The 10,199-nt window shown below is 69.7% G+C and carries 7 protein-coding genes; 1 reads left to right on the top strand and 6 read right to left on the bottom strand.

Features of this window, described 5'->3' with window-relative positions; all coding sequences use genetic code 11:
- Positions 1–136: 136 nt before the first annotated feature.
- The 6 genes from ACWGID_RS20190 to eccCa all read right to left on the bottom strand — a co-directional run bounded on the left by ACWGID_RS20190 (position 137) and on the right by eccCa (position 9,188).
- On the bottom strand, positions 137–691 hold the full coding sequence (locus tag ACWGID_RS20190; protein ID WP_452198609.1) for a Rieske (2Fe-2S) protein: 555 nt from the start codon (positions 689–691) through the stop codon (positions 137–139).
- A 126-nt stretch (positions 692–817) separates the two neighbouring features.
- Positions 818–2,323 (bottom strand): MinD/ParA family ATP-binding protein, encoded by a 1,506-nt coding sequence (locus tag ACWGID_RS20185; protein WP_452198608.1) that lies wholly within the window; start codon positions 2,321–2,323, stop codon positions 818–820.
- 12 nt (positions 2,324–2,335) lie between these two features.
- Entirely contained in the window at positions 2,336–3,658 is a 1,323-nt protein-coding gene (eccD, locus tag ACWGID_RS20180) for a type VII secretion integral membrane protein EccD (RefSeq protein ID WP_452198606.1), read from the bottom strand.
- 28 nt (positions 3,659–3,686) lie between these two features.
- The gene (locus ACWGID_RS20175; protein WP_452198604.1) at positions 3,687–4,739 is read right to left on the bottom strand and encodes a DUF6177 family protein; all 1,053 of its coding nucleotides are present in this window, start codon (positions 4,737–4,739) and stop codon (positions 3,687–3,689) included.
- Position 4,740: 1 nt separating this feature from the next.
- Positions 4,741–5,145, bottom strand: coding sequence for a hypothetical protein (locus ACWGID_RS20170; protein ID WP_452198603.1), 405 nt, complete (start codon positions 5,143–5,145; stop codon positions 4,741–4,743).
- The gene (gene eccCa / locus ACWGID_RS20165; RefSeq protein ID WP_452198601.1) at positions 5,142–9,188 is read right to left on the bottom strand and encodes a type VII secretion protein EccCa; all 4,047 of its coding nucleotides are present in this window, start codon (positions 9,186–9,188) and stop codon (positions 5,142–5,144) included. The genes ACWGID_RS20170 and eccCa overlap by 4 nt, the downstream gene beginning before the upstream one ends.
- A gap of 101 nt (positions 9,189–9,289) precedes the next feature.
- Between eccCa and ACWGID_RS20160 the strand changes: the two genes are divergently transcribed.
- Positions 9,290–10,198, top strand: coding sequence for a hypothetical protein (locus tag ACWGID_RS20160; RefSeq protein ID WP_452198599.1), 909 nt, complete (start codon positions 9,290–9,292; stop codon positions 10,196–10,198).
- The last annotated feature ends 1 nt before the right edge of the window (position 10,199 follow it).

Here is a 10,199-nt window from a genome sequence, read left to right as displayed (position 1 = left end):
CCACCAACCTCAACAGGCCGGCCAACTCCTCCGAAAACGACACGGTCCCCGCAACTCCTCAAATCGAGGTGTTGCGAGGACCGCATGAACCCGCCCCTGGCCGGGCCCTTTCGCGTGCCCCTACTAGGCGGCCGTACTAGGCGGACTGCACGATGTTGCTGCCCTGGACCGCCACGTTGACGCCCGGCAGCGGGGTCTGTGCCGGACCGCTGACCGGACTGCCGTCGGTGATGCTGAAATGGCTGTTGTGGAACGGGCAGACGATCTGGCCGCCCTCCACCGAGCCGACCGGGTTCCCCTGGTGCGTGCAGATCGCGGAGAACCCCTTGTACTGACCGGCCGTCGGCTGGGTCACCACGACCTTCGCGTCGGTGAACACCTTCCCGCCACCCACAGGTACGTCGGACACGGGGCCGAGGACCGTACCGCCGCCGGCCGGGGCGCTGCTGGACGGCGCGGACGAGGACGTGCCAGTGGTCGGCGGGGAGCTCGACCCGCTGGCGGAGGGCGACGTACCACCGCCGCCGGAGGCGTTGTCACTGCCGCCGCAGGCCGCGAGGATCGGCGCGCCGGCACCGACCAGGGCGGCCATCGCGGCGCAGCGGAGCACTGTCCGCCGGTCGCGCAGGCCGTCCTCCCCCGCGCTGGTCTGCTGCGGGGTGGTGTCCGGTGCCATCGTGTCATCGCTCATGAATCTGGACCTCCAAGAGCCTGCTGGTCGAAGTAGTTGAACGCTATGTACCGAGTCAAACGACCGGATCAGCCGAACGGTTCAAACGGGTTCGGATTGAACCGCTGTTTGAAGGTTTCCTGCGAATCAGCTGGCAGCGCGGGTGACGGTCTCGACCACGCGGGCGGCGAGCTCCAGCAGCGCCTGCCGGGTCTCGGACTGCAATTGCCCGGTCTGCAGCGGCCAGGCGGTCGCGATGTGGGCGTCGTACGGCACCACGACCGGCTCCATGCCGCGGCGCTGGAACTGCTCGACCAGCCAGTTCACGGAGCCCGGGTGCACGTTCTGGACGACGCTGATCACGATCACACCCCGGTTGAGCAGGATGTCCTGGCCTTCCGCGGGCAGCTGGTCGAGCTGCGCCAGGCAGTACTCCGCGACGTGCTGCGGGGACGGTACGACGAGCACCGCGCAGTGCCCGGACGAGGCCATCTCCGAGCCGATCTCGTCGAACATGCTGCCGGGGCAGTCGACGACCGCGAGGCCGACGTCTCGCGCCCCCTGGCCCTGGACCTCGGCGAGAGTCGCACGGAGCGCGTCAGCGGTGCCTTCGCTGCGGACCAGCGAGACACCCTCGATCGGGCCGGCGCCGAGGCTGGGCTCGAGTCGACGGGACAGCTCAGCGCCGCCCGGATCCGCGTCGACTGCGACGACCCGGTCGGAGCGCTGGACACTGAGGATCGTCGAGAGCAGTGCGGTGACTGTCGACGTACCGGCGTTGGTGACCGGGCTCAGCACGCCGATGCGGCGCATGATCGCGATCGGCCGGCGGATGCTGGCGATGCTGTCGACGTCGCGACGCAGACGGCCGGAGCCACCGACGAGATAGGCGGCCTCGGAGGCGATGCGGCGGAAGCGCCGGAAGACCGAGTCACCGTCCGGCTCCTGCAGCGGCGTACCGATCTGGTCGGACTGCGGCGACGGCGGAGTCGCCCAGCTGCCGCCGGCGGGTTGCTGGGGTGGCTGGTCGTAGAAGTCCTGGTGCGGCAGCTGCCCGGGGTTGTGCTGACCCTGCGGCGGATACTGCTCGTCCAACGGCGGCTGCTCGTACGGCGGGGCGTACTGCTGCTGATACCCCTGCTGCGGCGGATACTGCTCCTGGTACGTCGCCTGCTGCTGGTACTGCTGCTGCGGGTACTGCTCCGGCGGGTACGGCTGCTGCTGATACGGGTACTGCTCTTGGTACTGCTGCGGCGAGTAACCCTGCTGCGGCGGCCCTTGATACGGCTGCTGCTGGTACCCCTGCTGCTCATAGGGCTGCTGCTGATAGCCCTGTTGCTCGTACCCCTGCTGCGGATAAGGCTGCTGGTACGGCTGCTGCTGGTGCTGCTGCCCCTGGTACTGCTGCGGCGGGTACGGCTGCTGCTCCTGGTAAGGCTGCTGAGGGTACGGCGCCTGCTGCTCGTACCCCTGCTGTCCCCACTGCCCAGGCTGCTCTGGCGGCGCCGCCCGTTGTGGCGGCACCACGGCGTCGCCCTGCCCGCCCGGTGCCGGGGGCGGCACCGGCTGGGTCTCGGGCCGGTCGGGCTGTTCGGCCGGTGACTGCTCCGCCATCTGGCGCAGCATGTCCCCCTGCCAGTTCGATTCAGTCATTCCATCCGAACGTCAGAACGCATGCAGCAACTTGGAGTAGACGCCGAACACACCCAGCGCCAGCGGGACCGTCGCGATGATGGCCCCGACCTCAAGATAGTCGAGCAGTTGCGTGAGCCGTGCACGGACGTGCTCGGCCGGTGCGAAACTGAGACCGATCGCGCTGATCATCGCGACCAGGACGAGCAGCCCGAGCGCGATGAACGCACCACCCTGCCCGTTCACCGCGGCGATCAGCACGCACCCCGAGACGATCGTGAACGCGGACGCGAACAGCACCGCGACCTCGCTGACCAGCGGGTACATCCGGGACCGCGACGCCAGCAGGAACGCCAGTACGAGTGCCAGCGCCACCGCCCACGACCCGCCCGCGCGCAGCAGCATGATCCCGGCCACCGCCGTCGACACCGCGATCGGTACGGTCGCCAGCGCCAGCCCGAGGTGCGCTGCGTTCAGCGCACTCTGGACGTCGCCGCGCATGATCTCCCCGCCCGACGCGCGCTTGTCGTCCAGACCGGACAGCCCCGACAGCGCCAGCGCCATCCGGGGCAGCAGCCCGAGCAGGAGCACCGCCAGCAGTCCCGCCAGCGCACCGGTCCGGTCCATCGCAAGATCAGTCCCAGCGCCGATCATCCACACCGCGACGAAGAGCACCGCCGTCGCACTCGCGACCACACCGCCGCCCGCTACCCCAGCAGCCGCGTAGAACATCGGCCCGAACGCCAGGCAGAGCGCACCGATCGTGATGACCAGCCCGATCTCCCAGCCCGCGTTCAACGCCCAGAAACCGACCGCCAGCGCGAGTACGACCGTCGCCACCGTGACCAGCGGGATCGCGACGAGCTTGTTGCCGCTGCGGCCGAGCGCGATGCCGATGAACCCGGCGATCACCGCGATCATCAGCAGGATCGCCGAGGTCACGCCGTGCGGAGCGGCCACCAGCAGCGAGATCGCGCCCGCGATGATCGAGAACACCAGACCGGCGCCGGCCAGGACCTGCCGGTGCTTCGGCTTGAACGCCGCGCCGCGGCGCTTCAGGTCCTCGACGGCTTCCTCGGTCACGTCGTACACGGTCGGTGGTGGCGGCAGTTCGCCTTCCGCCGCGAGCCGCAGTACCGCGCCGTCGATGATCTGCGCCGACGACAGCGTCCCCTCCGGCGGCACCAGGACGCCGGTCGCGGTGGTCAGGAACCGCCGCTGCGGGGTCTGCTGCATCGGCTCGTCCAGCATCCGCAACAGGTCCGGGAGCAGTACGCCGAGCGGCTCGTCCGCCGGCAACACCGCGTCCAGGCGCCGACGCTCGCCGATCACCGTCACCCGGCTGTAGGTGCTCATCCCTGACTGCTCCCGTTCTCGTCGTTCGTCACGCCTTGGCCACCGCCGCCGCGTCGGCGGGGATGAGACTCTTCATCAGCTCGGTGTAGATGTCCCAGTCGCCCGGGTCCCGGCCGTCGCCGATCGGGTACCAGATCGCCGGTGTGTGCGCCGGCCCGATCGCCAGCGCGCGCTCGCCGCCCTTCAGGCTGAGCATCTTGTCGAGCCCGTTGGCCTGGACGGCCTCGTTCCCGGCGGCCATCCCGATCGGGCTGCTCAGGCCGACGAAGCGCGGCCGGTACGTCCCGTCCGCTTCGCCGTACGCGCCGACCACCATCGCCGACACCAGCTCGAGGTTGTCGGCGACGTCGTCGATCCATTCGCCGACCAGGTTCATGTTCGGGAAGTCCATCCCGGGCTGGGCGACGGACAGCGTCAGCGTCTCGTCGACGCCGGACTTCACCCTGCGGACCTCCAGCGTGCCGACCGCGGGCTGGAACTCGGCACCCGGCTGCCCGGACACGACCAGCCAGGTCGGGCTCGGCGCTCGGTCCCGGCAATACTCCGTCAGCGCCTCCCGGCTCCACGGCTGGGTCACCGGCTCCGACGTCGACCAGCCGGCCGGACCGCTGCCGGTGGTCTTGGTGAACAGCCGATCGGCGACCTCGCCGAGCACCAGGTTGTCGACCGGCTTGTGCCGGACCCGCACGGTGAGCTGCAGGTGACCGAAGAGGTCGTCCTCGACGACGTACTCCGGGTGCTGGTCCGACGTCGGCTGATCGGGCGTCGCCGGCGCCTCGGCGAGGAACTGGTCGCCGTTCCACGTCAGCCGGATGCCGTTCAGCCCGTCGTAGTACTCGCCGTCGCTGCCGGTCACGACCCAGCGCGAGAGGGCCCCTCGGAACAGCCCCGACCGCACCGGCCAGGTGAGCCGCGAGTGCTTCGGCGTGACCAGCTGGACGTCGCGCTCCTCGACCCGCGCCGACGTCAGCGCGTCGCTGAGCCAGGCCGACATGCCGATCACCGGGCGGTCCTGCATGACCACCGCGACTCTCTCGGTGATCAGGTCGACGCCCGGGCTGAAGATCAGTTCGTTCGGCATGTCAGTCGGTTCCCTCGTTCGTGCCCTGCGATTGCTCGTCCTCGGCGGTCCGAATGCCTTCGGACGTCCAGACCTTGCCGCCGAGCCGGTTGATCAGCGTCGTCGCGTACTTCTCGGCGAGCTCACGGGCGCCGTCCCGCGCCGTCGCGCGGATCTCCACCCACCACGCCGGTGTCTCCACTGCGCCGACCGACGTACCGAGCATCCGCTCGACCTCGCCCGGCACCTGGATCAGCAACGGCAGCTCGATCGACACCAGCGGCAGGTTGTCCTCGCCGCACAGCTGGACGACGGCGCCGCCGCTGACCGCGCGGACACCGAGCGTGTCGCCCGCCGCAGACAGCCCGGCCAGTACGTCGTCACTCGACGGCCGCCCGTCGACGAGTGCCACGAGGTCGTAGGTCATAGCGTTCCTCCACTGCTCTGGACCGGGTCTGCCGGCGCAGGATTCGCTGGTCCGGACGCGGCAGGGTCGGACATGGCCGTTTGCACCAGCTGCGGTCCGTCGCCGCGTCGTACGAACAGACCGCGTCCCGGCGGGTAGTCGCCCGGGTAGGCGCCGGTGAAGAGCTGCCCCTCGCTGCGGTCGCCGGACAGCACCAGACCGGCAGCTCCGGACTCCATCACCGCGGACAGGAACGGCTCGTACATCTGCCGCGACGCGCCCGAGGCACGCCGGGTCACGATGAAGTGCAGCTTGATGTCCCGGCCCGACGCGACGTACGGCAGGAACGCGTCCATCGGCGACTGCCCACCGGACGTCAGCAGGTCGTAGTCATCGGCCAGTACGACGATCCGCGGACCGCCCTGACCCGCCTCCGGAATCTGGCCGGTGTCGTCCGGCATCCGCTTCGCCAGCTCCTGCGACACCCCGTTGGCCAGGCCGGCGGCCATCCGGCCGGTCGGCGCGTAGCCGCCGGTGTACGCCTCCGGCACGAACTCCCGCAGGCCGCGCCGCGGGTCCATCACCGCGAACACGAGCTGGTCGGACGTGTGCCGCTCGATCAGCTGCTGCGCGATGAGCCGGACGATGTTGGTCTTGCCCGAGCCACTGTCGCCGAACACCACGAGGTTGGTGTCCCGGCCCTCGAGGTCGAGATACACCGGCGCCAGCGCCCGTTCGTCCACACCCATCGGTACGACGGCCGGCCGCCGGATGTCGTCGCCCACCTGGACCCGCGGCAGCTGCAGCGGCAGAATCCGCACCTGCGGAGCGCGCGGCCCCTGCCAGGTGGACCGGACGGTCAGCGCCTGCGCCTCGAGGATCTCGGACAGGTTCTCGTCGTCCAGTACGCCGTCGACCCGCGGCAGCGCGAACTGCCCGTACAGCTTGCTCCCCGGTACCAGCATCCGGCCCGGACCCGCCTTGCGCAGTACGTCCTGCAGCCGTCGGTCGATGTTGGAGTCCGACGGGTCGTTCAGCCGCAGCTCGACCATCGTGCCGAACATCGACTGGTTCTGCATCCGGACGTCGTTCCAGCGCATCATCGACGCCACCACGTGGACGCCGTAGCTGCTGCCCCGCTGCAAGATGTCCGTGAGCGGTTCGTCCAGCTCGTCGAACGTGGTCCGGATCGCGCCGTAGTTGTCGATCACCAGCACCACGTCGGCCGTCGGGAGCTCCGGGATCGCGCCAGCCGCGTGGTCCTTGCGGAGCGCGTCCATGGTGTCGATCGCGTGGTTGCGGAACACCCGCTCGCGCTGATCGATCATCCCGCGGATCTCCTCGACCGTCCGCCGGATCCGCTCCCGGTCGGTGCGGAGCGCCACGCCACCGACGTGCGGCAGCTCGGACAGCGCCTGCATACCGCCACCGGCCAGGTCGAGCGCGTAGATCGCGACTTCCTGCGGCGTGTGCGTGTGCGCCAGCGAGGTCACCAGCGTCCGCAGCGCGGTCGTCTTGCCGGACGCCGGTCCGCCGACGATCGCGGCGTGACCGCCGGCCCGGGTCAGGTCCAGGCGGAAGACTTCCTGGCGCTGGTTCGCCGGATCGTCGACGACACCTACCGGCGGCATCATCTGCGGCGACCGGACCGCCAGCTGCAGGCCACGGCCGTTCACGAAGTCGGCTCGGCCACCCAGACCGTCCAGCGTGCAGGCGGCCGGCAGCGGCGGCAGCCAGATCTTCAGGACCTGCTGTGCGGCCTTGCGGACCTGGTCGACGAACACGTTCAGCTCGGTCGGCCCCGTCGTACGCTCCGTGGCCTTCATCTCGGCCGGCTTGGCCGCGTCCAGCTCCGCCTCGGACAGCTGGTACGGCGGGAGCTCGTACGGGCGGGCGTCTTCGTGGTCCTCTTCCAGAACCTCGTCGTTCGGCGGCACGTAGGCACCGGAGACGTACGCCGCGCGGAACCGCTGGTACACGCTCGTGTCGACCTTCAGGAACCCGAAGCCCGGCAGCGGCGGCAGGTGGAACGCGTCGGTGGTGTCCAGCACGGTGCGGCTCTCCTCCTCGGAGAACGTCCGCAGACCGAGCCGGTACGACAGGTAGGTCTCCAGACCGCGCAGCTTGCCCGACTCGACCCGCTGGCTGGACAGCAGCAGGTGCACACCGATCGATCGACCGATCCGGCCGATCGACAGGAACAGGTCGATGAAGTCCGGCCGCTCGTTCAGCAGCTCACCGAACTCGTCGATGATCACGAACAGGTGCGGCAGCGGCGCCATCTCCGGCCGCTGCTGCCGGAGCAGCCGGTAGTCGGTGATGTTCGCGATGTTGCCGGCGTCCTTCAGCACCTGCTGACGGCGCTGCACCTCACCCTCGAGGCTCTTGTACGCCCGCTCGATCAGGCTGGCGTCGTCCCGCAGGTTGGTGATGATGCCCGCAACGTGCGGCACCCGCTCGAACGGCGCGAACGACGCACCACCCTTGAAGTCGACCAGCACGAACGACAGGTCCTCGGGACTGTGCGTGGCCATCAACGCCATCACCATCGTCCGCAGTACTTCGGACTTTCCGGAACCCGTCGCACCGACGCAGAGACCGTGCGGACCCATACCAAGCTGGGCGGACTCCTTCAGGTCGACCTGGACGACCTCGCCGCTGTCGTCCACGCCGAGCGGGACCCGGAGGAACATCCGGTCCGAGCGCGCCTGCCACAGATGATTGAAGTCCAGCCGGGCCACGTCGTTGATGCCGATCAGGCCCATGAAGTCGACGTCGTCGTGCTGACCGTCCTCCTCCAGTGACTCCGCCGACAGCCGCACCGGTGCGAGCTCCCGGGCGATGCCCTCGGCGATCGCCGCCTCGGTCTTGTCCACCTGACCGCTCGCGGCCATCGGGTACGGCCCGCGAAGGTCCTCGATCCGGACCTGGTCGCCGAACACCGTGATCCGCATCGTGACCGAGCTCGGCTCCTGCAGCCGGTCGGCGACCAGGTGCAGCACGGTCACGCCGAGCTCACCCGGGACGATCGAGTCGTCGGCCTGCGGGCGGACCTCGGCGGAGACATCGCCGTACGTGTCGTGCAGCACGAGCAGGCGGCGGGTCAGCTTGCGGCGGTCCTCGAAGTCCACGGACCCGCGTCGCGACTCGGTCGCCCACTGGACGCGCTCGCCCAGGTCGTCGGCGAGCAGTTGCGACAGCTCCGCCGGCGTCTCCGCGATCCGCCGGAACGGTGTCGGGCCCTGCCGGCGCTCGGCGTCCTGAGTGTGCGGGAGCCAATTCATCCACTGCCAGTCGGCCATCGCCCGCGGCGGGTAGGCCGCGCCCATCGACACGTCCTCCGGCGCGTGGAACACCGCTGCCTGGAGGAGCAGGGAGCGAGCCACCCGGACCACGCCCTCGCGGTCCCCCACGATGCTCACGTTGCCGACGTGGTCCAACGGGACGGTCAGCGGCATGTCGGGCATCTCGGTGAAACGCCGTACCAGCGCGTTCGCCTCGGCCATCATGAACTGGTCCGGCGGCTCCATCGCCGACCCACCCTGACCGACCATTGCCGGGACGACCGGGACCCGGCCGCTGCCACACCGCGGTTGCAGGAAGTCACTGTCCGTACGGCGGCGCTCCCAGAGCCGGGACACGTCCGCGACGCAGTCCAGCAGCGCGTCCGGCGGCGGGTTCAGCTCGAGTGCCTGCGCCCGCGCCGTACGCTCGGACTTCACGAAGTCGTCGCGCATCCGCTCCAGGTAGTCGAGGTACCGGGTGCGCTGGTTCTTGCGATCCTTGCCACCCCTGCCACGGGAGGTGATCATGCCGCCGACGGAGCCGAGCAGCGTCAGGGCGAGCAGTCCGACGCCCACCATCACCATCGGGCCCGAGCGGCCCATCGTCATCATCGCGACCGATCCGACGCTGCCCACCATCGGCAGCAGCATCTGCAAGGCGCCGCCGCCCCCTGCGCCGCCACTGCCACCGAGGCTCGGTGCCGGCTCGATCACGCGCTGCTGCTGTCCGCCCGGGACAGGTGTACGCCGCGCCGGGCGGTGCACGATCCGGCTTGCCACTAGGGTTTTCCTCCGCTGGACCAGCCCGCGTTCGCGCGGGGGACTTCGTACTTCTTACGGACGGATGTGCGAGACACTGTAATGGTGGGTGAGGTCATCGGATGACAAGAACAGACGATTCCACCGTGGTCGAAATGATCGCGGACATGGCGCCGATCTGGTTGCCAGGCTGCGTTGTCGACGTCGAGCAACGCACGGTCGAAGTGGGCTGGGGACGCGGCGCGTTGCAGATGTCCGCGGTGGTCGGGGTCGGTGAGATCGTAGATCGTTGCCTCCAGCTACCAACCGGCCGATGGCCGGAACAGATCGAGGCCTGGCTGCACGCGGTCGTTGCCGAGGGCGAGCTCGCGACCGAGGAACACCGCTTCGGTGATGTCGCGGAACGGCAACGCGCGGTGCTCGTCCAGCGGGGCTGGTCGGCCCGTACCGCAGGGCCTGTCGCCGACGCGCTGATCCCGTTCGGCGACCATTTCGAGGTCGTGGTGTTCGTGGGTACCGGCAACGAGTTCCGGCGACTGACCGTGGTCCGCCGATCGATGCTCGGGCTGGGCGATCCCGGCGTACCGTCGCCGGTGCAGCTGAGTCTCGCGGACATCTCCACGCTGGTGGCGCGCGACCAGGACGGGATCTCGGTCCTCGGCCGTACGGACGATCCGCTGGTGTCGATGGCGGTCGTCGACCGGGAGAACTTGTTGCCGCAGGCATCGACGGGCGCCGGCGTACTGATCGGCGTACCGCGGCTGAGCATGGTTGCCTACTGCCCCGCCGACGCCGGCCAGGAACGCGCGGACACGTTGGTGCGATGGATCGCCGACAGCTACCGCGACGCGCCCGACCAGTGCTCGCCGGACCTGTACTGGCTCCAAGGCGACCAGATGGTCCAGGTGCCGGTCACTCTCGGCTCTCCCCCGACGGCTCTGCTGCCCGCGGCGCTCAAGCCCCAGCCGCGCCGGACCTGGCTGCGGTACCTGTTCGGTCGCCAGTCCGGTGACCTCGGTCGTTCGCACTGAG

The sequence above is a fragment of the Kribbella sp. NPDC054772 genome, assembly GCF_053611945.1.
This window is presented reverse-complemented; position numbering and strand designations above follow the sequence as displayed.